This is a genomic window from Piscinibacter sp. PDB5-1 (assembly GCF_056676035.1).
The window spans coordinates 90,550-114,119 of sequence record NZ_JBWVZL010000003.1 but is presented as its reverse complement, the minus strand read 5'-3'; the positions used below and the strand labels follow the sequence as shown (position 1 = coordinate 114,119).

General features: G+C 69.4%; 16 protein-coding genes. 9 read left to right on the top strand and 7 right to left on the bottom strand.

Features of this window, described 5'->3' with window-relative positions; genetic code table 11:
• Positions 1–10 precede the first annotated feature (10 nt).
• The 5 genes from AC1KAT_RS13320 to AC1KAT_RS13300 all read left to right on the top strand — a co-directional run bounded on the left by AC1KAT_RS13320 (position 11) and on the right by AC1KAT_RS13300 (position 5,374).
• Positions 11–724, top strand: a complete 714-nt coding sequence (locus tag AC1KAT_RS13320; protein ID WP_480327751.1) for an ABC transporter ATP-binding protein — start codon at positions 11–13, stop codon at positions 722–724.
• A complete protein-coding gene (locus AC1KAT_RS13315) occupies positions 721–3,108 on the top strand; it encodes an ABC transporter permease (RefSeq protein ID WP_480326691.1) in 2,388 nt (795 codons plus the stop codon). The genes AC1KAT_RS13320 and AC1KAT_RS13315 overlap by 4 nt, the downstream gene beginning before the upstream one ends.
• A 1-nt stretch (position 3,109) precedes the next feature.
• On the top strand, positions 3,110–4,342 hold the full coding sequence (locus AC1KAT_RS13310; RefSeq protein WP_480326689.1) for an efflux RND transporter periplasmic adaptor subunit: 1,233 nt from the start codon (positions 3,110–3,112) through the stop codon (positions 4,340–4,342).
• A 137-nt stretch (positions 4,343–4,479) separates the two neighbouring features.
• Positions 4,480–4,902, top strand: a complete 423-nt coding sequence (locus AC1KAT_RS13305; RefSeq protein WP_480326687.1) for an Hsp20/alpha crystallin family protein — start codon at positions 4,480–4,482, stop codon at positions 4,900–4,902.
• A gap of 19 nt (positions 4,903–4,921) precedes the next feature.
• Positions 4,922–5,374: a universal stress protein gene (locus AC1KAT_RS13300; protein ID WP_480326685.1), complete on the top strand. Its 453-nt coding sequence runs from the start codon at positions 4,922–4,924 to the stop codon at positions 5,372–5,374.
• Between the two features lie 9 nt (positions 5,375–5,383).
• On the opposite strand, the gene AC1KAT_RS13295 is transcribed toward AC1KAT_RS13300, so the two are convergent.
• The 4 genes from AC1KAT_RS13295 to AC1KAT_RS13280 form a co-directional block, all read right to left on the bottom strand.
• The gene (locus AC1KAT_RS13295) at positions 5,384–9,856 is read right to left on the bottom strand and encodes a PAS domain S-box protein (RefSeq protein ID WP_480326683.1); all 4,473 of its coding nucleotides are present in this window, start codon (positions 9,854–9,856) and stop codon (positions 5,384–5,386) included.
• A 15-nt stretch (positions 9,857–9,871) separates the two neighbouring features.
• A complete protein-coding gene (locus tag AC1KAT_RS13290) occupies positions 9,872–10,876 on the bottom strand; it encodes a diguanylate cyclase domain-containing protein (RefSeq protein ID WP_480326681.1) in 1,005 nt (334 codons plus the stop codon).
• 229 nt (positions 10,877–11,105) lie between these two features.
• On the bottom strand, positions 11,106–11,861 hold the full coding sequence (locus AC1KAT_RS13285) for a response regulator (RefSeq protein ID WP_480326679.1): 756 nt from the start codon (positions 11,859–11,861) through the stop codon (positions 11,106–11,108).
• Positions 11,862–11,873: 12 nt separating this feature from the next.
• Positions 11,874–13,727 (bottom strand): PAS domain-containing protein, encoded by a 1,854-nt coding sequence (locus AC1KAT_RS13280; RefSeq protein WP_480326677.1) that lies wholly within the window; start codon positions 13,725–13,727, stop codon positions 11,874–11,876.
• Positions 13,728–13,958: 231 nt separating this feature from the next.
• Here AC1KAT_RS13280 and AC1KAT_RS13275 point away from each other — a divergent pair, with 231 nt between their 5' ends.
• Genes AC1KAT_RS13275 through AC1KAT_RS13265 form a run of 3 tightly spaced genes read left to right on the top strand, consistent with a single transcriptional unit; the run spans position 13,959 to position 18,650 of the window.
• Positions 13,959–14,195, top strand: coding sequence for a hypothetical protein (locus AC1KAT_RS13275; protein WP_480326675.1), 237 nt, complete (start codon positions 13,959–13,961; stop codon positions 14,193–14,195).
• A 19-nt stretch (positions 14,196–14,214) separates the two neighbouring features.
• A complete protein-coding gene (locus AC1KAT_RS13270; RefSeq protein WP_480326673.1) occupies positions 14,215–16,707 on the top strand; it encodes a cation-translocating P-type ATPase in 2,493 nt (830 codons plus the stop codon).
• A 26-nt stretch (positions 16,708–16,733) separates the two neighbouring features.
• A complete protein-coding gene (locus AC1KAT_RS13265) occupies positions 16,734–18,650 on the top strand; it encodes a PHA/PHB synthase family protein (protein WP_480326671.1) in 1,917 nt (638 codons plus the stop codon).
• 144 nt (positions 18,651–18,794) lie between these two features.
• Here the strand turns inward: AC1KAT_RS13265 and AC1KAT_RS13260 are convergent, their stop codons facing one another.
• Entirely contained in the window at positions 18,795–19,580 is a 786-nt protein-coding gene (locus tag AC1KAT_RS13260) for a Rossmann-fold NAD(P)-binding domain-containing protein (protein WP_480326669.1), read from the bottom strand.
• Positions 19,581–19,818: 238 nt separating this feature from the next.
• Between AC1KAT_RS13260 and AC1KAT_RS13255 the strand changes: the two genes are divergently transcribed.
• Positions 19,819–20,637 (top strand): Crp/Fnr family transcriptional regulator, encoded by an 819-nt coding sequence (locus tag AC1KAT_RS13255; RefSeq protein ID WP_480326667.1) that lies wholly within the window; start codon positions 19,819–19,821, stop codon positions 20,635–20,637.
• A gap of 28 nt (positions 20,638–20,665) precedes the next feature.
• Here AC1KAT_RS13255 and AC1KAT_RS13250 read toward each other — a convergent pair whose 3' ends face one another.
• Positions 20,666–22,741, bottom strand: a complete 2,076-nt coding sequence (locus AC1KAT_RS13250; RefSeq protein WP_480326665.1) for an ATP-binding protein — start codon at positions 22,739–22,741, stop codon at positions 20,666–20,668.
• 64 nt (positions 22,742–22,805) lie between these two features.
• The gene (locus tag AC1KAT_RS13245; protein WP_480326663.1) at positions 22,806–23,549 is read right to left on the bottom strand and encodes a response regulator; all 744 of its coding nucleotides are present in this window, start codon (positions 23,547–23,549) and stop codon (positions 22,806–22,808) included.
• Positions 23,550–23,570 lie beyond the last annotated feature (21 nt).

Sequence of the window (23,570 nt, the reverse complement as noted above, 5' to 3'; positions counted from 1 at the left end):
CGGCTCGGCGGTGGCGCCTTCGGAATACGTCTTTCGCGTGCGGGGCCTCGCCAAGTGCTACCGCACCGGCGAGGTCGAGGTGCATGCATTGCGCGAAGTCGACCTCGAAATACCCCGTGGCGAGTTCGTGGTGCTGCTGGGTCCCTCGGGCAGCGGCAAGTCCACGCTGCTCAACATCCTGGGCGGGCTCGATGTCGGCAGCGCCGGCCAGGTGCTGTTTGGCGACCAGGACCTCAGCGCCGCGAGCGAAGCCGAGCTGACCGCCTACCGCCGCCGCAGCGTGGGCTTCGTCTTTCAGTTCTACAACCTCATCCCGAGCCTCACGGTGCGCGAGAACCTGATGCTCGTCACCGACCTCGTGGACGACCCGATGCCGGTGGATGACGCCATCGATCGGGTCGGCCTCACGCCCCGGCGCAACCACTTTCCGGCGCAGCTGTCGGGTGGCGAGCAGCAGCGCGTGGCCATCGCGCGCGCCATCGTCAAACGGCCCGAGGTCTTGCTGTGCGACGAGCCCACCGGCGCGCTCGACATCCAGACCGGCAAGCTGGTGCTCGAGGTCATCGCGCGCATCAACGCCGAGCTGGGCACGACGGCCATCGTCATCACGCACAACGCGGCCATCGCAGGCATGGCCGACCGGGTGATCCATGTGGGCGACGGGCGCATCCAGCGGATCGAAGTCAACCCGCACAAGATTTCGCCCTCGGAGCTGTCGTGGTGAGCCACGGCGCCTGGCGCCTGCGCGCGCTCGACCGCAAGCTGCTGCGCGACCTGCGCACGCTGTGGAGCCAGGCGCTGACCATCGCGCTGGTGGTGGCCAGCGGCATCGGTGGTTTCATCACCATGCTCTCGGCCGTCGATTCGCTGACGCTGGCGCGCGAGCGCTTCTATGCCGACGGGCGATTCGCCGACGCCTTCGTCACCGTCAAGCGGGCGCCGCTCGCCCTGGCCGACAGCCTGCGCGCGGTGCCGGGCGTGGCCGACGTGCAAACCACCGTCGAGCAGCTGGTGCGGGTCGAGATCCCCGGCAAGACCGACCCCATCGTGGGCCAGCTGATCGGCATCGACCCCCTGCATGGGCCGCGCATGAACCGCGTCACGGTGCGCAGCGGCCGCGCGCTCGACAGCTCGCGCCGGGCCGACGGCAGCATCGAGGCGCTGGTGTCCGAGGCCTTCGCGCAGGCGCATGGCCTGCGGGCCGGCTCGCGCCTGGGCGCGGTGGTCAACGGCCGCCAGCGCACGCTGGTGGTGGTGGGCACGGCGCTGTCGCCCGAGTTCATCTTCGCGGGCCTGTGGGGCATGCCCGACACGCGCGGCTTCGGGGTGTTCTGGGTGGACCACGACACCCTCGCCGCCGCCTACGACATGGGCGGCGCGTTCAACCGCGCGGCCATCAAGCTCGCGCCCGGCGCCTCTGAAGAGGCGGCACTGGCGGGCGTGGGGGCACGGCTCGCGCCCTACGGCGGGCGCGAAGCGCATGGCCGCGACACGCAGACTTCGCACGCCATGCTCGACAACGAGATCAAGGAGCAGCGCGTGCTCGGCACCGTGCTGCCCGCCATCTTCCTGGGCGTGGCGGCCTTCTTGCTGAACGTGGTCGTCTCGCGCCTGGTCTCGACCCAGCGCGAGCAGATCGCCGCGCTGAAGGCGCTCGGGTACGCCAACGCCGCCATCGGCGCGCACTACCTCAAGCTGGTGCTGGTGATCGTGGCCATGGGGCTCGCGCTGGGGGTGTTCCTCGGCGACCGGCTCGGCACCATGTTTGCCGGGCTCTACACCGAGTTCTTCCACTTTCCGAGTTTCGAGCACCGCGTCGCGCCCTGGCTGCTGGTGGTGAGCCTGGGGATCACGGTGGCCACGGCGGTGCTCGGCACGTTGAACGCCATCCTGGCGACGGTGCGGCTGCCGCCGGCCGAGGCGATGCGCCCCCCGGCGCCGGGGCGGTACCGGCGCACGCTGGTCGAGCGCCTGGGCATTCGCCGCATGGGGCCGGCGCTGCGGATGATCCTGCGCAACATGGAGCGCCGGCCGCTGCGCACGGGCCTGTCGATCACCGGTGTGGCGGCGGCGCTGGCCATCGTGATCATGGGCAACTTCATCCGCGACGCCATCGACGTGATCGTCGATTCGCAGTTCTCGCTGATCTTGCGCGGCGACGTCACGCTGTGGACGGCCGAGGCCATGGACGACCGCGTGCGCCACGAGCTGGCGCGCCTGCCCGGCGTGACGCAGGTCGAGTCGATCCGCATGGTGCCGGTGGTGTTTGCCAACGGCCACCGGCGCGAGCGCAGCATGATTCGCGGCTACGCGGCACGCGGCGAGCTGTACCGCGTGATCGACGCCGACCTGAAAGAAACCGTGCTCGAAGGCCGTGGCCTGGTGCTCACCGACCGCTTGGCCACCAAGCTCGGCCTGCGCGCGGGTGACACGGTGCGCGTCGAGCCGCTCGAAGGCCGCGCACGCACCCTGCACGTCACCGTGGCCGGCACGGTGCGCGAAATGATGGGCCTGAACGCCTACATGGACCGCCGCGACCTCAACCGCCTGCTGGGCGACGGCGACTTGAGCAGCGGCTTCGTGCTGGCCGTCGAACGCGGGCGCGAGGCCGAGGTGCTCGAAGCGAGCAAGGCCCTGCCCCGCGCGGCCGGCGCCTGGAGCAAGGCCACCATGCTGCGCAACATGAACGAGATCAGCGCGCGCAACGTGCGCATCATGAGCACGGTGCTGACCGCCTTTGCGGTCGTGATCGCCGTCGGCGTGGTCTACAACAACGCGCGCATCGCGCTGGCCGAACGCGCGTGGGAACTCGCCAGCCTGCGCGTGCTGGGCTTCACCCGCGCCGAGGTCTCGGGCCTGCTGCTGGGCGAGCTGGCGCTGGTGATCGCGGTGGCGCTGCCGCTCGGCATGCTGCTGGGCTTCGGGCTGGTGCACCTGGTCAGCGGCTTGCTGGCGTCTGACCAGTTTCTGTTTCCGGTGGTGATCCAGCCGCGCACTTACGCGTGGGCCGCGATCTGCGTGGTGGCCGCCGGTGTCGGCAGCGCGCTCGTGGTGCGGCGGCGCATCGACCGGCTCGACATGGTTTCTGCATTGAAAACGAGAGAGTGACATGAACCGCAAGACCTGGATGTACGGCGCGGGTGGCGCGCTCGCGGTGGTGGGGCTGCTGGCCTGGGCCTTCGCGCCCCGGCCGGTCGAGGTCGAGGTCGGCCAGGTGACACAGGGCCGCTTCGAGACCGCGATCGAAGAAGACGGCAAGACCCGCCTGCGCGAGCGCTACGTCGTCTCGGCGCCGCTGGCCGGGCTGCTGGCGCGGCCGCTGCTGCGTGAAGGCGACGTGGTCGAAGCCGGCGCCGTGGTGGCCTCGCTCACGCCGGTGCTGTCGCCGCTGGTCGATGACCGCACGCTGCGTGGCCAGCAGGTGCGCGTCGAGACCGCCCAGGCCCAGGTCGAGCGCGCCCGGGTGCGCATCGAGGCGGCGCGCGTCGGCGTGCAGCGCGCGGCCAACGAGGTGCAGCGCAGCGAGCAGTTGTCGCGCCAGGGTTTCATTTCGCCCACCAAGCTCGAAAGCGATCGCCTGGCCGCCCAGGCCGCGCAGAAAGAGCTGGAAGCCGCCACGCAAGAACACCACATCGCCAACCACGAGGTCGAGCAGGCCCGCGCCGCGCTCATTGCCGTGCGCAGCAGCCCGCAAGGCGCCACCAACCCGCGCGCCTTCGTGCTGACCGCCCCGGTGGGTGGCCGCGTGCTGCGCGTGGCGCAGCCGAGCGAGACCGCGGTCGCCATGGGCACCCCGCTCATCGAGCTGGGCGACACGCGCGGCCTGGAGGTCGTGACCGAACTGCTGACCGGCGACGCCCTGCAGGCCAAGCCCGGCAGCCCGGTCGTCATCGACCGCTGGGGCGGCGCGGGGGTGCTGCAAGGCCAGGTGCGCGCCGTCGAGCCGGCGGCCTTCACCAAGATTTCGGCGCTGGGCGTCGAAGAGCAGCGCGTGAAGGTGCTCATCAACATCAGCAGCCCGCCCGAGCAATGGCAGGCGCTCGGCGACGGCTTTCGCGTCGCGGTGCGCATCGTGACCCAGTCGGTCGAGGGCGCGGTGAAGGTGCCGGTGGGCGCGACCTTCCCGCTGCCGGGCCGCGAAGGCAGCAAGGCCGGCATGGCCGTCTACGTGGTCGATGGCCAACGCGCGCGGCTCACGCCCATCGACGCGGCCGGGCGCAACAGTGCCGAGGTGTGGGTGCGCCAGGGCCTGAGCCCGGGCCAGACCGTGGTTGTCTACCCGTCCGGCGCGGTGGTCGACGGGGCCCGCGTCGAGCCGCGCAGCGTCGCCATGGCGCGGTGACCCGCGACCCCGCTGTGCCCGTTGATGCAGCGCAACTCGGGCCCGCAGGCGGTTTCTAAACTGGTTCGTGTCGTTCGACGAGGGGCTTCGGGCGAGGCCCCTTCGGACGACGTCAACGCTTGAACCAGGAGGTACCCATGAGTGCTCTGTCTCGCATCGACCCCATCGACCAAATGCTTCCCGACTTCTTTCGGCGCCTGGCGCGACCGCTGCGCCTGGCAGAAGACGGCATGCCGGGCGACATTCGCCTGGACGTGACCGAGAACGACAAGGACTACCAGGTGCGCGCCGAAATCCCCGGCGCGAAGAAGGACGACATCCGCGTGTCGGTCGATGGCAACTACGTCTCGATTTCTGCCGAGGTGCGCCGCGAGCGCGAAGAAAAGTCGGGTAGCCGCGTGTTGCTGAAAGAGACCTCTTTCGGCAGCGTGTCGCGCGGCTTCTCGCTCGCGCACGAGATCGACTCGAAAGCCGTCGTCGCCAAGCTGGAAGACGGCGTCTTGAAGCTCACGCTGCCCAAGCGCGAAGGCGCGGGTAGCCGCACCATCGCCATCCAGTAGCCCTGCAAGGAGTCTCGCCATGTATGCACGCATCCTCGTGCCGGTCGACGGCAGCCCCACCGCGGAACGCGGCCTGCGCGAAGCCATCGAGATGGCCCGCACCCACAAATCCACCCTCGTGCCGTTGCACGTGATCGACGCCTTTCCGATGATGTTGGAGATGGCCTCGGCCGTGAGCTATGACGAGTCGGTCGCGAGCCTGAAGAAGTTCGGCAGCGACCTGCTCGACAAGGCCAAGGCCCGAGCCTCGGAGGCCGGCGTCAGCTGCGACTGCGTGCTGCGCGAGGTGACCCGCCAGCGCGTGGCCGAGGTCATCGTCGAAGAGGCGACCAAGAACCGCTGCACGCTGATCGTGATGGGCACGCATGGCCGACGCGGGCTGAGCCGCATCGCGCTGGGCAGCGCCGCCGAGCAAGTGGTGCGCGCGACCGACGTGCCGGTGCTGCTGGTGCGCGAGTCGACCAGCGCCTGACGCGTCGCGTCAGGCCCGCTCGGTGCTCAAGGCCTCGGCCAGCAGCACCGACGCGGCCTGGAAGCGCAACCCCTGAATCGCCGCTTCGAGCTGGCCGAAGCGCTCGGCACCGAGCCGGTGCTGCAGCGCGGGGCGCAAGGGCTCGAACGCTTCCAGTGCGCTCAGGCGTTGTGCGGACAGCAGGCCCAGCAAGTGCTCGACCGCCGCCCCATCGAGCGGGCCGGCCGCTTGGGCCGCGGCAGCAGGGGCGTCGCACTGCCGGGCGGCCAAAACCGGCGCCGCACTCGCGCACACGCGGGCAAACGCCGTGGCCAGGGCCGAGCGCGCCGCCACGTAGGCGGCCTGATCGCCCTGCACCAGGGCCGATTCGGCCTGCCCCGCCCAGTGCTGCACATCTTTGAGGCCCAGCATGCCGGCGCTGCCCCGCAGGCGGTGCATGCGTGTGCGTTCGGCATCGCCCGCCAACGCGGCCATCGCCACGCCGGGCACCTCGACGAGGTCGCCGTACTGGTCCACCAGGCGACCCAGCATGTCCCAGAAAAGAGCCAGATCGCCCGAGAGGCGGTGCCGCGCATCGGCGGTCTCGATGCCGTCGATCTCGGGCCAGGGCGCGTCGTCGGCCGGGGCTTGCGGGGTGCCGGCCAGAGCCGTCGCTGCGCTCACCGCAGCGCCAGCGGATGAGGCCCTGTCGGGCGATCGCCCCAGGCGTCCCACCACCTCGACCAGGGCCTCCGGCTCGAAGGGCTTGGTGATGAATTCGTCCATGCCGGCCTGCAGCGCGCGCTGGCGTTCGCTGACCAGCGCCCCGGCGGTCAGCGCGACGATGGGCAGCGACACGAGGCCCATTTCGCCGCGGATGCGGCGGGTCGCTTCCAGGCCGTCCATCACCGGCATCTGCACGTCCATCAGCACCAGATCGACCGGCAACTTGCCGTGGGAGAGAACGTCGAGCGCATCGTGGCCGTCGGTGGCCAGCAGCACCTCGGCCCCGGCACGTTCGAGGATGCGTCGCGCCACCTCGCGGTTGATGTCACTGTCATCCACCACCAGCACGTGCAGGCCATCGAGGCGGCGTGTGGGCCGGGGCCCGGCGAGCGCGCGCGCATCCGCCAAGGCACCCGCCGGGGCGAGGCGGAATGCCAGTTCAACCCAGAAGTGGCTGCCCTTGTGCGGCTCGCTGGTCATGCCCACGCGCCCGCCCATCAGCTCGACGATGTGCTTGACGATCGACAGCCCGAGCCCCGTGCCGCCGAAGCGCCGTGTGGTCGAGGCATCGGCCTGCGTGAACGGTGTGAACAGGCGCTGCTGCGCTTCGGGCGCGATGCCGATGCCGCTGTCGCGCACGCTGAAGACGAGCGAAACCCGGTCACCGTCGGTTTGCAGGTGGACGACCGACAGGCGCACGAAGCCCCGGTCGGTGAACTTGATCGCGTTGGTGAGCAGGTTGGTGAGCACCTGGTTCAGTCGCACGGGGTCGCCCAGCAAGTGGCGCGGCAGGCCGTGGGGCAACTCGAACCGAAGCGCCAGCGGCTTGGCGCCGACCTGCACCTCCATCACGGCGCGCAGGTCGTCGAGCCACTGGCGCAGGTCGAACGCGCGCTCTTCGATGGCGAACTCGCCGGCCTCGATCTTCGACAGATCGAGCACGTCGTTGATGACGCCCAACAGTGATTTGCTCGCCAAGGCGACCTTGTCGACGTAGCCCCGCTGTTCAGCGTCGAGCTGCGTGTCGGCCAACAGGTGCGTGATGCCGATCACCGCGTTCATCGGTGTGCGGATCTCATGGCTCATGTTGGCCAGGAACTGGCTCTTCGCCTCGTTCGCACGCTCGGCGCGCTCGATGGCCTGCCGCAGCGAGGCTTCTTGGCGCCGCCGTTCGGTCACGTCGAGTGCCACGCCGGTGTAGCCCAGCAGCAGCCCGTCGTCGCCCAGGATGGGCGTGACGGTGAGCGCAACGCGCAGGCGCTGCCCCTCGCGCGTGATGTAGGTCCATTCGTGTGGCTGGCCAAAAGTCGAGGGCTGGGTGAACACCTCGGTGGGCTCGACCAACTGACCGGTCTGTGACGTGATGTCGAGTGCCCGCGCACGCACCTCGTCGGGGTCGTGGATGAGCAGTGGCGTCTGGCGGCCGACCAGCTCTTCTCGTGTGTACCCGAGCATGCGCTCGGCGCCGCCGTTGATGAGCCGAATGGTCAGGTCCGGGTCGGTCGCAATCACCGACAGGTAGGTGGCCGAGTCAAGCACGTTGCGCAGCAGCGCTTCGCTGGCCCGCAGCTTCTGTTCGGCCAGCTTGGCGGCGGTGATGTCCGTTCGTATCGACACGTACTTCTCGACCCGGCCGTCGGGCCCGATGAACGGGGCGATGACACTTTCGACCCAGTACAGGGAGCCATCTTTCGCGCGGTTGCAGATTTCGCCGCGCCACGGACGGCCGTTCGAGATGGTCCTCCACATGCGAGACCAGAACTCGGCGCCGTGCTCGCCCGAGTTGACGATGCGGTGGTCCCGCCCCATCAGCTCGTCGCGGGTGTAGCCGCTGATGCGGCAAAAGCCCTCGTTGACGTCGATGATGCGCCCCGTGTGGTCAGCCGCCGAGAAGATGGTGTGCAACCGCACCGTGCTGAGCAGCGCCTCGCTTTCTCGGATGGCCCGCGCCAGCCGAGCCTTGTCGTCCACCTGCTCGGTGACGTCTTGCGCGAAGCCGTAGAAGCCACGCACCTCGCCATCCACCACGTCGGGCAGGTAGTGGGTGATGGTGTGACGCACGCTGCCGTCGGGTCGGCGAATGTCGCGCGCGAAGCGCCGGGCCTCGCCGCCAAGCGCGGCTTCGATGTGGGGGCGAACGACCTCGAAGGTCTCGCCCAGCACCTCGGGTATCGAGCGTCGCAGCGGTTGCGACGGGTCGAGCCCGAACCATTCACAGTAGGTGCGGTTGGCAAAGCGCGGCAGCAACGCGCGGTCCCAGTAACCCACGACGGACGGCATGGCATCGAGGATCTTCTGCAGGTCGCGCCGCGCGGCCTCGTGCAGTGCGGTGCGTTCGGCGACCAGTCGCTCCAGCGCGTCGCGGGCCGACACCAACGCTGCCTCGGCCGCCTTTCGCTCGCTGATGTCGCGCACGGTCTGCGCATAACCCACGATGCGGCCGTCGCTGCTGCGGATCGGGCATGCCGCCACCGACACCTGCAGTTCGCTGCCGTCGCGGTGCATGAAGACGGTGTCGAACGGGGGCACGTTCTCGCCCCGTGCCAGCGCCTCTTCGGTGGCCGCGGCCTGCGCGGCGCTGGCCTCGTAGCCGATCAGGTCGTTGATGCGCTGGCCGAGGGCCTCGTTGGCCATGTAGCCGAACAGGCGCTCGGCGCCCTCGTTCCAGTCGGCGACGTAACCCTCGGAGTCCACCGCGAGGATGGCATCGTGCGCGCCACCCACCATGGCTGCGCGGCGCGCACGCTCGGCGTGGATCTGCCGCTGGCGCGTGGCCCCTTCGAGCGCCGTGTGAGACAGCGCACCGAGCAACGCCGCCACCACCAGGCCGAGCAGCGCCACGGAGCTGGGTGCCACCTGGTCGAGGTGCTTGACGAACAACGGCAGGGCGCGAACTTCCACGTCCCACTCGCGTCCGTAGACGGTGAGCGGGATGTGCCGCACCAGGTCAGCCCCGAGGCGCAGGGCCGGCGCGCCCTGTGACGAGTCGAAGAAGGGCTTCCAGTCGCCGCCGTGGCGATCGCGAAGCACCAGCGCGAACTCTCCGCCCGCGAAGTCGAATCCCGCGAGCACCTCGTCGATCACCAGCGGCGCGTACGACCAACCGTAGGTCGCCGCCTCGCGTTGCTCGGTGGTGTCGAGCGGCATGCCCGCCCGGTAGATGGGCAGCAGCAGCAAAAACGCGCGGTGGTCGGCGGCGGCTGCCTGCACGATCGTGATGGGGGCGCTGAGGCTCGCTTCACCGGTGCGCATGGCACGGTCGGCGGCGGCGCGGCGATTGGACTCCGAGGCGATGTCCAGGCCCACCGCGCTGGCGTTCGACTCGATCGGCTCGATGTACTGGATGACATACCGCGTGCCCGCATGTGGCGCCAGCTGGCGCACGGTGAAGTCGGGCTTGCCGTCGGCACGGGCCTTCGCCAGGAAGGCCGCTTCATTGGCGGGTTCGACCCTGCGAATCACGCCGAAGCCGCGTGCGCCCGGAAACTCGCGCGCTGCGCTGCGCGAAGCAATGTAGTTCTGAAAGCGCCGGCGGTCGATGTCTTCCGCCGCACCGATCACCGCGCCCCGCGCCCCGCGCAGACCGAACTCGTAGACCTCGAGCCGCTGGTTGAGCTGCGTCGCCGCCCGCTGGGCCACGGCCTCGAACCGCTCTGCGGCGTGGTTCGCGTTGTGCAGCGCCTGCACGTGCGCCAGGCCCAGGGCCAGCGCCGCTGCGGCCAGAAAAACGCCAAATGCGAACCGACGGGGGTTCTCCACCAGAACGGCCAGGCGCATGGATGGGCCAGCAGGTCAGGATTGCTGCGTGGCCCGCGACGCTGCGGCAGCCGCGCGGGCAAGGTCGATGTCAATCGCCAACGCGCGCCCTCGCCCACTGGCCTTGGCGTCGTAGAGCGCCTGATCGGCGGCCAGCAGCAGGTCTCGGCCATCGCACGCGGGTTCGTTGCACTCGGCGCGGGTCTCGCCCGGCGGGTCGCGCCAGGAGTCGCTGTGGCTGTCGAAGCTGCCGATGCCGACACTGACCGACACGCTGGTTCGCCCGGGCACCCCTTGGTGACGGATCGCCAAACGGCTCACCGCATCGAGCACCGACTGCGCCACCCGTGCCGCGCCGTCGGCCGAGGTGTCGGGCAGCAGCAGCGCGAACTCTTCACCACCGTAACGCGCCAGCAGATCACCGGGCCGCGAAGCCACGTGCTGCATGGCCAGCGCCACCGAACGCAGGCAGGCGTCGCCCGCGGGGTGACCATAGAGGTCGTTGAAGGCCTTGAAATGGTCGATGTCGATCATCAGCAGCGACAGGGGTCGCGCAGTGCGCCAGGCCCGCCGCCACTCGCGGCCGAGGGAATCATCGAAACGTCGCCGGTTGGCAATGCCGGTGAGCGGGTCGGTGCTCGACATTTCACGCAGTTGGTCCGACATGCGCTTGAGCCGCAACTGCGTGCGCACGCGGGCCTGCAAGAGCACCGGGTTGACGGGCTTGCTGATGAAGTCCACCGCGCCCATGTCGAGCCCCGCGACCTGCAGCGCATCTTCGGTGTGGCTGGTGACGAAGATCACCGGCACGTCGGCCAGCGCGGGGTCGGCTTGCAAGGCACGGCACAGCTGGAACCCGCTCATGCCCGGCATCTCGGCATCGAGAAGGATCAGGTCCGGCACAGCGGCGGCGGCCAGTGCAAGCGCCTCGGCCCCGCCGGTGGCGAACCGCAGGTTGCCCACCCCCTTGAGCGCCTGGCTCATGAACCGGATGACATCGGTGTCGTCGTCCACCAGCAGGATGTCCGCGTCAGCAATCAATGGGCCTCTCCATCGCAATGTGCGGTTGGGCACGCCGCTCGTCACGCCCTGCAGAGCCTTGTCGCGGCCATGCTGCGCTCGTGCACGGACACCCCGCCGGTGTGGCAGGTCAACCCTCTATCGGCCATTGAGCCAGCGACTTGAAGCCAACATCGCACAGGAGACCCACGCCCGCGCGTCCGGCTTGACGCAGGTCAAGCCATGCATCTGTTGCGGGCGAGAACCGGCGTCAGCGCTTGTGCTGCGACGCCTGTTCGAGCTCCTGCATCAGCCGCGCCATGTCGATGGGCTTGACGAGGTAGGCCGCGCAGCCGGCTTTCAGCAGCTCATCCCGCCTGTAGGCATCGGGAAACGCGGTGATCGCCACGACCGGCAGGTGGCGGGTGAGTTCGCAAGACCTGATCTTGCGAACAAAGCTCAGCCCGTCCATGCCCGGCAGGTTGAGGTCGAGCAGCACCACGTCGGGGTGGCCGTTTTCCAGGCTTGCGATGGCCTCTTCAGCGGTCGTGTTGCTCAGCACCAGATGACCGCTGAGCCGGGCGCCTTCGCCCGCGAGCTTGAGGTCGATGCGGTGGTCCTCGACGATCATGATGCGCAGCTGTTCGCGATGGCGACTGGCGGCGGCCAGAAACTCCGCGACTTGCTGCGGCAGGCGCCGCGTGTCGATGGGCTTGGTGATGTAGCCGGCGCAGCCCGCCGCCAGGGCTTTCTGCTCGTCGCCCTTCATGGCGAACGCGGTCATCGCGACGATCGGCATCGCCTCGAAGCGCGGGTCGGCCTTCAACTGGCGGGTGAGCGTGAGGCCGTCCATCCCGGGCAGCGAAATGTCCATCAGCACGAGGTCGGGCGTGACCGACGCGAGCAGTCTCAACGCCTCGTTCGCGTCGCCGCTTTGCAGCACGTCGTGGCCTTCCATCTCGAGCAGGTCGCAGGCCAGCTTGCGGTTCACGAGGTTGTCGTCGACGACGAGAATGCGCGCTGTCATGGAAGCCTCCACTCAACGGGCCTCGGCAGGCGCGGCCAGCACCATCGGCAGTTCGACGCTGAAGGTGCTGCCCTGGCCCGGCTGGCTCTCGACCGAGATCTGGCCGCCCTGCAACTCGACCAGCTTGCGCGTGAGCGACAGCCCCAGCCCGGTGCCTTCGAAGCGCCGCGACGCGCCACCGTCGAGCTGGCGGAAGGCCTCGAACAGCTGGTTCATATGTTGCGGGGCGATGCCGATGCCGGTGTCGCGCACCTGCACGCACAGCCGGTCGTCCCCCAGGCGCGCCACGTGGATGCCGACCGTGCCACCCGGGTCGGTGAACTTGACCGCGTTCGACAGCAGGTTGAAGAGGATCTGCTTGAACTTCTGCAGGTCGAGCGTGACGCTGGCCACCGCGTCGGTGCTAGTGGTGACCTGGATGCGCTTTTTCTGTGCGATCGGCGCCACCACGGCGCAAACCGAGCTGACCGCCGTGTGCGGCGAGAAGGTCTCGGGGTAGACCTCCATCTTGCCGGCTTCGACCTTCGAGAGGTCGAGCACGTCGTTGATGAGCTGCAGCAGGTGCTGGCCGCACTGGTGCACATCGGTCAGGTACTCGCGCTGCTTGGCGTTGAGCGGCCCGGGCCGCCCGTCGATCAGCAGTTCAGAAAACCCGAGGATGCCGTTCAGCGGCGTGCGCAACTCGTGCGACATGTTGGCCAGGAACTCGCTCTTGAGGCGGTTGGCCTCTTGCAGCATCTGCTCGTTGCGGCGCCGCTCGGTCGCGTCGCGTATGGCGCTGGCGATCAAGAGGCCGCCTTCGGTCTGGATGGGGCTCAGGCTGATCTCGACCGGAAATTCGCTGCCGTCCTTGCGCAGGCCGTACAGCTCCAGCCCCACGCCCATCTGCCGCACCTTGGGCTTCTGGAAGAAGCCGCTGCGGTGCCCCACGTGGGCGCCACGAAAGCGCTCGGGCACCAGGGTTTCGATGGGCCGGCCGAGCAGTTCTTCGCGAGGCCAGCCGAACAGGCGCACGGCCTGCGAGTTGACCAGCACGATCTCGCCCTCGCCGTCGGCGATGACCATCGCGTCGGGGGCCGATTCGAGCAAGTCGCGGAACTGCCGCTCCGCCTTGTGGCGCGCCTCCTGCCGGTCGCTGATGTTGCGCACGGCGCACATCACCATCGTGCCCTCTTCGGTCTGCAAGGGGCTCAGGCTGATCTCGACCGGAAATTCGCTGCCTTCGCGGTGCTGGCCGAAGAGTTCGAGCCCGGCGCCCATGGCCCGCACGCGCGGCTGCGAGAAGTAGCGCGCCCGGCTGGAGATGTGCGAGTTTCGGTAGCGCTGCGGCAGCAGCATCTCGACCGGCTGCCCGATCAAGTCCTCGCGCGAATGCCCGAACAGGCGCTGCGCCTGCTCGTTGGCCAGCACCATGCGGCCGGCGATGTTGACGATGATCGTCGCGTCGGGGGTCGATTCGAGCAGGCCGCCGTACTTGCCCTCGACGAGGCGGCTGTCGCGTTGCACCTTCAGCGGCGTCACGTCTTTCATCGTGAGGATGAAGCACGCGTCACCCGGCCGGTCCTCGTCTTGCACCCACTTCGCCGAGCCGCTGACGAAGAGAAAAGATCCGTCCCGGCGACAGCGCACGGCCTCGTGGATGCTCAAGCCGTTCGTGGTGGCGCTGTCGAGCACCTCGCGGTAGTCGCCGCGCTCGTCGGCGGGGACGATCAGCTCTTCGAGCAATCGCCCCTCGGCATCGCTGGCCGCGTGGCCGAACAGTGTCGTGCTGGCGTCACCCCAATAACGCACCCGACCCTCGGGGTCCAGCACGACCACCGCGTCCGGGTTATGCGCCAGGACTGCGGCTTCGAAACGCTCATTCATATGTTTTGGCTCCCTGACCCGAAGACTGCCGATGACCCCGGGGCTGCCAGCATACGCTTTTGACCCACATCAAGGGGCACATCAACCGCGGCCACACAGGGCGAACATCGAAATCGCAACAGGCCCTCGCGGCGATCAAGCAGACAAGCCCGAGCGGGCTTGAGGGACGTCAAGCCGCGCGCGTGCGCAAGCGGTAGCGTCGAGGTTCTCGAGTGGCCACAGGAGTTCGCCATGCAACGCCTCATCCGTCCCGTCACCAGCCTTGCGCTGGCACTGCTCGTCTCCGCCTGCGTGGGCCCGCGCGGCCCGCACGTTCACCCGCAGGGCCCGGCCACGGGCCCCGCCGCGGGCGGCATGTCGTGCCCGATGCACGCCGCCAAGCACGCGGATGCGTCTGCCTCCTCGGCGGCGCACGACGCGCATGGCAAAGGCAGCGCCGGCATGGCGTGCCCGATGATGTCGCGGTGAACGGGCCCACGAATCACCCGTGAACGACCGCACCCCGTCCCCCGAGGGACTGAGCACCGCACAAGCGGCCGAACGCCTCAAGCGCGACGGCCCCAACGAGTTGCGCATCACGCAGGGCAGCAGCGTCTTCCACGCGCTGGCCGCGCTGGCGGGCGAACCGCTGTTCATGCTGCTGTTCGCCGCCGCTGGCATCTACCTGTGGCTGGGCGACCGCACCGAGGCGTTGGCGCTGGTGGCTTCGGCCGCCGTGGCTGCGGCCATCACGGTGTTTCAGAAGTACCGCACCGAGCGCGTGCTGATCGCGCTGCGCGACCTGTCGAGCCCGCGCGCCGTGGTGCTGCGCGACGGCACCGCGGTGCGCATCGCTTCGCGCGAGGTGGTGCCCGACGACTGGGTGCTGCTGCGCGAGGGCGACCGCATCCCGGCCGACGCCACCGTGGTGCACGCCGACAACCTGCTGGTGGACGAATCGCTGCTCACCGGCGAGTCGGTCGCCGTCAACAAGTTCAAGGGCGCGAAGCTCTTCGCCAACACGCTGGTCACGGCCGGCCAGGCGCGGGCCTGCGTCACCGCCACCGGGGCGCGCACCGAGTTCGGCCTGATCGGCAGCTCGCTCATGGGCGTGGAAGACGCACGGACCCCCATGCAGCGCGACACGCGCCAGCTCGCCCGCTGGTTCGGTGCGGCGGGGGCCTTGCTGTCGCTGCTGATCGTGCTCGGCCACGGCCTCTGGCTCGGCGACTGGGTGCAGGGTGTGCTGCGCGGGTTGACGCTGGCGATGGCCATCCTTCCCGAAGAGTTTCCGCTGGTCATCACCGTCTTCATGGCGCTCGGTGCGTGGCGCATCGCCAAGCACCAGGTGCTGACGCGCCGCCCCGGGGCCATCGAGGCGCTGGGCGCGACCACCGTCTTGTGTGTGGACAAGACCGGCACCCTCACCGTCAACCGCATGGCGCTGGTGCGCGCACAGCCCGTGGGCGAATCGGCCGCCGATGCGCTGGCGCTGGCCGACACCACCGTGCGCGCCTGCGAACCCCAGCCCTTCGACCCGATGGAGCAGGCCTGCCTGCGCTGGGGCGCCGAACAGGGCGCCACATCGCCCGCGCCGAGCGGCTTGCGCAAGCGCTACCCCTTGCGCGAAGACCGCCTCGTCGTCGGCCACGCGTGGGCCACCGGCGAAGGCTGGCAGGTCGCCGCCAAAGGCGCGCCCGAGCACGTGCTGGCGCTGTGCCAGGTCGGCGAGGCCCAGCGTGCGGCGGTCTTGGCGCAGGTGCAGGCGATGGGCGCCGATGGCCTGCGCGTGCTGGGGGTGGCGCGCAGCAGCTTGCACACAGGCGACGAGCCGGCGGCCGACCTCGCCGGCCTGGGTTTCGAATTTCTCGGGCTCATCGGCTTCGAAGACCCGCTGCGCACCGAGGTGCCCGCGGCGGTGGCCGACTGCCACCGCGCCGGCATCCGCCTCTTGATGATCACCGGCGACTACCCGCACACGGCGGCCGCCATCGCACGCGCTGCGGGCTTGTCGAGGGCACCTCGCGTGGTGACCGGCGACGAACTCGCCGCCTGGGACGACGCCACCCTCACCTCGCGGCTGAAAGACGTTGACGTGGTGGCCCGCGCCAAGCCGCTCACCAAGCTGCGGCTGGTGCAGGCGCTGCAAGGCGCGGGCGAGGTGGTGGCGATGACAGGCGACGGCGTGAACGACGCCCCCGCGCTGCGCGCCGCGCACATCGGCGTGGCGATGGGCGAACGGGGTTCTGACGTGGCGCGCGAGGCCGCCAGCCTGGTGCTGCTGCGCGACGACTTCAACTCGCTGGTGGCGGCCGTGCGCCAGGGCCGGCGCATCTTCGCCAACCTGCGCCAGGCCTTGTTGTACGTGCTGGCCGTGCACGTGCCGCTGATCGGCATGAGCATCATTCCGCTGCTGCTCGGCGCGCCACCGATGCTGCTGCCGCTGCACGTGATGTTTCTCGAATTCGTGATCGACCCGGCGTGTTCGCTGGCCTTCGAAGCCGAGCGCCAGGGTGGCGATCCGATGGGCGAGCCGCCGCGGGCGGTGCACGAGCACGTGCTGGGCGCTCGCCACATCTTCGCGGCCATGGTGCAAGGCGGCATCGCCCTCGGTGTGGCGCTCGGCGCCTACCTGATCGCCCGCCTGCAAGGTGCCGGCGACGAAGGCATGCGCGCCGCCACGATGACCGCGATCGTGGCGATGAACCTGGTGCTGATCGTGCATGACCGCAGCAGCGAGCGCAGCCTGCTGGCCCGGCTGCGCCTGCCCAACCGCATGCTGTGGGCGCTGGTGGCCACGACCGTCGCCGCCTGGGCGGCCGTGCTCACCGTGCCTGCCCTGCGCGCGCTCTTCAAGGTGCAGGCGCCCGGGCCCGAGCTGATCGGCTGGGTGCTGCCCTGCGTGCTGGCCGGCCTGCTCGCGCTCGAAGCCTTCGGCCAGTGGTGGCGGCCGCGTGCCGCACCCGCGCGCGCGGCGCACGGCCTCCCACCGACCCTTTGATGTCGCTCACCCAGTTGGAGCCTTTCATGCGACCCGCCCGACCTCCCCGCACCTCGCCCGCCCCGACCCGCAAGGCCCGCGCCTCGCACCTGAAAGCCGTGCCGACGGTGACGAGGGCAGCGTCGAGCAAAGCCCCCGTGGCCCCTGCTGTGGCCGGCGCAGCGCCCGCATCTCTCGAGCACGGTCGCGTCGGCGGTAGCCGCGAACCGTCGTCGAGCCCCTGGCTGGGCCGGCGCAGCCCGCCGTCCGAGACCTTCGTGCGCAACCTGGCCATCGAGCGCGCGCTGCAGTCGCTGCTGCCGGCGTCGAGCGCGGCCGTCGCACCCGCCACCCTGATGGGCGCCTTCGCTGACTGGGCCGTGCACCTGGCGGCATCGCCTGCCAAGCAGTGGGAGTTGGCCGAGATGTCGGCCCGCTGCGTGCAGAACTGGTGGCGCGGCGCGGCGACCCTGTCGTCCGGCCCGTGGTGCATCGAACCCATGCCGCAAGACAAACGCTTCCGCGACGATGGCTGGCGCGAATACCCGCACGCGTTGCTGGCTCAGGCCTTCTTGCTGCAGCAGTCGTGGTGGGAATGCGCGACCACCGGCGTGCCCGGCGTCGGCAAGCACCACGAAGAGATGGTCAAGTTCGCCGCGCGGCAGTGGCTCGACATGGCCTCGCCCTCGAACAGCCTGGCCAACCCCGAGGTGATGCGGCGCACCCTCGAAGAAGGCGGCGCCAACCTCGTGCGCGGCACGCTCAAGGCGCTGCGCGACGCCCAGCACGAAGCCGCCGACCAGCCGCCCGAGGGTGCCGAGCGCTTTCGCCCCGGCATCGAGGTCGCCACCACGCCGGGCCGCGTGGTGCTGCGCAACCGGCTGATGGAGCTGATCCAGCACGAACCCACCGTGCCGCAGGTGCACCCTGAGCCGGTGCTCGTGGTACCGGCGTGGATCATGAAGTACTACGTGCTCGACCTGGAGCCGCACAACTCGCTCATCAAGTACCTGCTCGACCGGGGCTTCGCGGTGTTCGCGATCTCGTGGAAGAACCCCACCGCCGAAGACCGCGACCTCTCGCTCGACGACTACCACCGCCTGGGCATTCGCGCCGCGCTCGACACCATCGCCACCGCGAGCCCGGGCCAGCCGGTGCACGCGGTCGGCTACTGCCTGGGCGGCACGCTCTTGTCGATGGCCGCCGCCGCGCTGGGCCGCGAAAAGAGCCGCGCGCTCAAGAGCGTCACCCTGCTGGCCGCGCAGACCGACTTCACCGACCCGGGCGAGATCTCGCTCTTCATCGACGAGAGCCAGGTCACCTGGCTCGAAGCACAGATGGCCCGACAGGGCTATCTCGACAAGCGCCAGATGCGCGACACCTTCCAGATGATGCGTTCGCGCGACCTGGTGTGGTCGTACCGCCTGCACGCCTACCTGCTGGGCGAAGACACGCCGCTCAATGCGCTGATGGCCTGGAACGCCGACGGCACCCGCCTGCCAGAGCGCATGCACAGCGAATACTTGCGCGCGCTGTACCTCGACAACGCGCTCTCGCACGGCGAGTACCGCCTGGGCGGCGTGCCCATCAACCTGGGTGACATCCGCGTGCCGATCTTCAGCGTGGGCACGGTGCAAGACCACGTGGCGCCATGGCGATCGGTCTTCAAGCTGCAGCAGCTGACCCACGCGCCGCTCACCTTCTTGCTGACGGCCGGCGGGCACAACGTGGGCATCGTCAACCCGCCCGGCTCACCGCGCGCGAGCTACCGCATGAAGACGCGCCACGCCGGCGACCGCCTGCTCACCCCTGACGAGTGGCTGGCCGCGACCGACACCGTCGAAGGCTCATGGTGGCAGCCGTGGACGCACTGGCTGGCGCAGCATTCGACCGCACGCACGAGGCCACCGAAGATGCTGCCCTCGCTGGGCGATGCACCGGGGCGCTACGTGCTGGACCGGTGAGGCGCCGCCTCAACACGGGTTGAATGGCAAACGGCCGCTTGGGGCGGCCGTTTCGGACGGCACCGGCGGCACCCCGCGGGCGTCACCTGGTGCGCAGACACCTCGTGCAGCGGGGCTCAAGCGGCCATCGGTTGGCAGGTCCGCTCACACCACACTGCACACCAGCATGGCCTGCAGCAGGTAGCGCGGGTTCTGGCTCTGCTCGACCAGCAAGGATCCGTCGGTCTCGGCGCGCGAGGTCGTCAGCCTCAGCGGCAGGCAACCGGGGCTGCGCGGCGTGCAGATGAAGTCGGGCAGTTCGCTGTCGGGCGTGCCGGCGGGTTGCCGACCACCGCTGACGGTGGCGCCTTCAGGTTCGAGCATGCGCAGGTCCACCCCGCTCAAGGCCACTGCGCGCAGCACCGCATGGCCGCAGGCAGACTTTGGGTCGCCCGCAAACCCGAGCGAGATTTCGTTGAGCGGTTTGCCCAGGTGCTCTTGCATGGTCATCAGGTCGGCCAGCACGCGCGTCGGGTGGGCGGCGTGGCCCCAATGATTGAACACCGGCACACCAGCCGCAGCGGCCACGCAAGCCGTTTCGGCCTCGCTCATGCCCTGGCATTCGATGGCCTGGTACATGCGCCCGAGCAGGCGGGCGCGCTCGTCGAGGTCGTCGAGGTCGTCGAGGCCGTCGCCGCCGGCATGCGAGGGATGCGCGGGCACCCGCGACACCAGCGCACCCAGGCTGGCGGCGGCACGATGGAATTCGGTGGCCGACTCGCTGGCGTGGTCGTCGCTCAGCAAAGCGATGTTGAAGCCGCGCAGCACCTGGGGCAAGGCACCCCGGCGCTCGGCCGCCTTCAACTCGCGTGCGGTCTGGATCAGCAACGCGGCGTCACTGGAACGCAGGGCGTCCAATGACGAAAAGCGATGGCTGAGGTTGGAGTTCATGGGCAAGAAGGTGAGACCCGACTGTGGGCAGGTTGAAGGCTAGAGGCGCCCCATCGCGTGGCGTTTGACGGCCATCAACCCGCCCGCGTGCAGGCTGTGCTCATGCGGGTTTGTCACCATGCGTTGACACAGCGTTACCGAACGGCAAGGTTCGTTCTCATCCCGTTGTCGGCTGGTTTCTACGATTTGACCCATCGCAAGCCCGAGCCAACCGAACCAGCCAGGACGAGGAACCGACATGCTGAACACCGCCTACGCCGCCGAAGCCGCCCGCCGCCCCCTGCCCATGCCCTCGATCGCCCTGGTGCGCGAGTCGCAAGACGAACCGGCCCAAGGCCGCGTGCAGCAACAAGCCGCCACCCAGCGCATTGCCTCGGCGCTGCAACTGCTGCAAGACACGCTCGCCCCGCAACGCCGCATGGTGCGCGCGGGCGACACGATCTACCAGGCGGGCGAGCGCTTCAGCACGCTCTACGTCATGAACTCAGGCTTCATCAAGATGATCAACGTGTCGCCCGATGGCCGTGAGCAGGTTGTCGGCTTGCACTTCCGCGGTGACTGGCTGGGCTTCGACGGCATCGCCACCGGCCAGTACGGCTGCGACGCGGTCGCGATGGACACCGGCGAGGTCTGGGCGATCCGCTACGACGCGTTGCTGCAGGCTGCGGCCCGCGAACCCCGCCTGCTGGCCGTGATGCACGAGGCCATGAGCCGCGAGATCGGCCGCGACCGCGAATCGATGATGTCGCTGTGCACCCTGCCCGCCGATGCGCGCGTGGCCGAGTTCCTGCGCCACTGGGCCGCGTCGCTCGCCGAACGCGGCCTGCGCACCGACCAGATCACCCTGCGCATGACCCGCGCCGAGATCGGCAACTACCTGGGCATGACGCTCGAAACCGTGAGCCGCGCGCTGTCGCGCCTGGCCAAGGGCGACGTGATCCGCTTCACCGAGAAGGGCCGCCGCGACATCCAGATCCCGAAGGTCGAGGCGCTGAGCGAGTTCATCCAGCGCTGCCTGGCCCCGGCGGGTGCACCGGCCACGGCCACCGTGCAGTAACCCGACGCCGGCGGCGCCGGCAACGACGTCAAGCCTGCGGAAACAGCCGCGCGATCGCCCGGGCGATCTCGTTGCGGCTGTAGGGCTTGGGCAGCAGTTCCCATTCGGGCGGCACGTCGCGGTTCGCGTCGATCAGTTCGGCCGAGAAGCCCGACACGAGCAAGACCGCCAGGCCCGGCACCCGCTGCACCGCCTGGTGGGCGAGTTCGGTGCCGCGCATGCCTGCACCGAGCGCGATGTCGCTCAGCAGCAGGTCGTAGCGTGCATCTGCGTCGAGCGACAGCAAGGCTTGCTCGCCATTGGCAAATGCCACCACCGTGCAGCCGAGCGCCGCAAGAAAGTTGCGTGCCACGGCGCTGACTTCGGGGTCGTCTTCGACCAGCAGCACCCGCAAGCCCTCCGGCACGCGCTGGCCCGCGCCCTCGGTGGGCAGGTCCTCGCGCGCATCTTCATGCCGCGGAATGAACAGCGTGATGGTCGTGCCCACGCCCATTTCGCTGTGAATGGTGATCGCCCCGCGCGACTGCGTGACGAAGCCGTACACCGTGCTCAGGCCGAGCCCGGTGCCGCGCCCCACGGCCTTGGTGGTGAAGAAGGGTTCGAAAGCGCGTTCCTTCACCTCATCGGACATGCCCGAGCCGGTGTCTGAAATTGCGATCGACACGTACCCCGCCTCGGGGTCACCGCCCTGCCCCGGCTCGCCCTGCGCACCCGGTGGCAAGGCTGCGCAGGCACTGACGCGAAAGCTCAGCCGACCGCCTTCGGGCATGGCGTCGCGGGCGTTGATGGCGATGTTGAGCAAGGCCGATTCGAGCTGACCCGGGTCCACCTCGCAGGCCAGCCCCGGCTCGGCCTCGACTTCGATGCGGATGCGTTGGTCGAGCGTGCGTTGCAGCATGTCGGCCAGCGAATTCAGCATTGTCGGCAGGTCGATGCGCTTCGGGCTCAGCACCTGGCGGCGCGAAAAGGCCAGCAACTTGCTCGTCAGTTCAGCGCCGCGGCGGCTGGCCCGCGCGGCCGCGCCCACCAACTGCTGCGCGAACTCGTCGCGCTCGACCGCCGGCAGCTCTTCGAGCACCTGCAGGTTGCCCTGGATGACGGTGAGCAGGTTGTTGAAGTCGTGCGCGATGCCACCCGTCAATTGGCCGACGCTTTCCATGCGCTGGGCGTGGTTCAGCGCCTCTTCGCTCTGGGCGCGTTGCAAGCTCGTGGCCAGCATGCTCGCAAGCGATTCCAGAAAGGTCTGCTCGTCGTTGCCGAAACGGTTCACCTGACGCGAGCGCACCACCAGCGCGCCCACCGAGCGGCCCCGGTCCGACAGAGGCACCACGAGCCCGCTCAGGAGCCCGGCCGACAAGAACGCGGGCGGCACCTGAAAACGCACCTCTTCGCGGTAGTCCGCGATGATCAGCGGGCCACCGTGCGCGAGCACGTAGCCGGCGGAGGTCTCGGGCCGGTTCGGCACCATCTGGCCGACGCGGTCGCCCGTCATCGCCAGGCCATGGCCGCTGGCGATGCGAAATTCGAGCCGATTGGGCTCCAGCAAAAAAACCTCGGCCACCTCAACTTCGAGCGCCTCAGCCGCCACCACCGGCACCCGCTGAAGCAGCAGTTGCGCGTCGCGCGTGTCCACCGCCAGACGCCCGAGGTGAGCCAGGTGCTCGGCATAGCGTGCACGCTGCAGCGCCTGCTTCACGCGCGGGTAGGCCCCGATGCCGCGAATGGCGGCCACCACGTACGGCAAGCCATGGTCTTGCAAGGGACTGAGGGCGATCTCGACCATCACCTCGCTGCCGTCGCGCCGCTTGGCGACCAGCTCCATCTGCGTGCCCATGGGGCGCGGGCGAGGCTGGCGCGCATAAGCGTCACGGTAGGCCGCGTGGCGCGGGCGAATGCTGTCGGGCACCAGCGCATCGACCGGCAGGCCGACCAGCTGGTCTTGTGTGTAGTCGAGCAGCTGCGCCGCCGCCGGGTTGGCCAGCACGATGGTGCCGGCGCCGTCCACCAGCAACAGCGCGTCGGGGTAAGCAGCAAAAACCGAGCGGTAGACCGAGTGCTCGTCGATGCCACCGAAGCTGGAGCGAGGTTCGCGTGGCTCGTTCATGTGTTCGTTCGCAGGTGTGCTGAGGCTCGGGTGGTGCGGGCGAGGGTTTTGGCCTGTCCTCGGGTCAAGCGTGTGTGACGGCCGGCGTGAACAAGTAGCCTGCCCCCCGCACCGACTTGATGATCTGCGGCTCGTCGGCGCTGTCTTCGAGCTTCTTGCGCAAACGGCCCACCTGCACGTCGATCGTGCGGTCGAACGGGCCCGCCTCGCGGCCGCGCGTGTTCTCAAGCAGAAAGTCGCGCGACAGCACCCGGCCCGGGTGCCGCACGAACACGTTGAGCAGGTCGAATTCACCCGTGGTCAACGTCACGTCTTCGCCCTGCGGATTGGTCACCCGCCGCGCCGCTGCATCGAGCGACCAGCCCAGGAAGCGCACCACTTCGCGCCCGCCGTTGGCCTCGGGTGCCGGCGACGCAACCGCCGAGGCGGTTGCGGGCGCGGGCTCGAGCCGTCGCAACACCGCCTTGATGCGCGCCAGCAACTCGCGCAGGTCGAAGGGCTTGGTCACGTAGTCGTCGGCGCCGATTTCCAGGCCCACCACCTTGTCCACCGAGTCACCCCGCCCCGTGACGATGACCAGCCCGCAGCGCCAGTGCTCGCGCAGCTGCCGCGCGATGGCGAAGCCGTCTTCGCCGGGCAGGCCGAGGTCGAGCAGCACGAGGTCGGGCCGGTCCTGCGGCATCAGGTGCATCAGCGAGACCCCGCTGTGCAACTGCGTCACCCGATAGCCGTGGCTCTTGAGGTAGTTCGCCAGCAGCTGCGTGATATCGACTTCGTCGTCGAGAACGGCAATGTGGGTGGCGGGCATCGCGGGCAAGGGGCCGGGGCC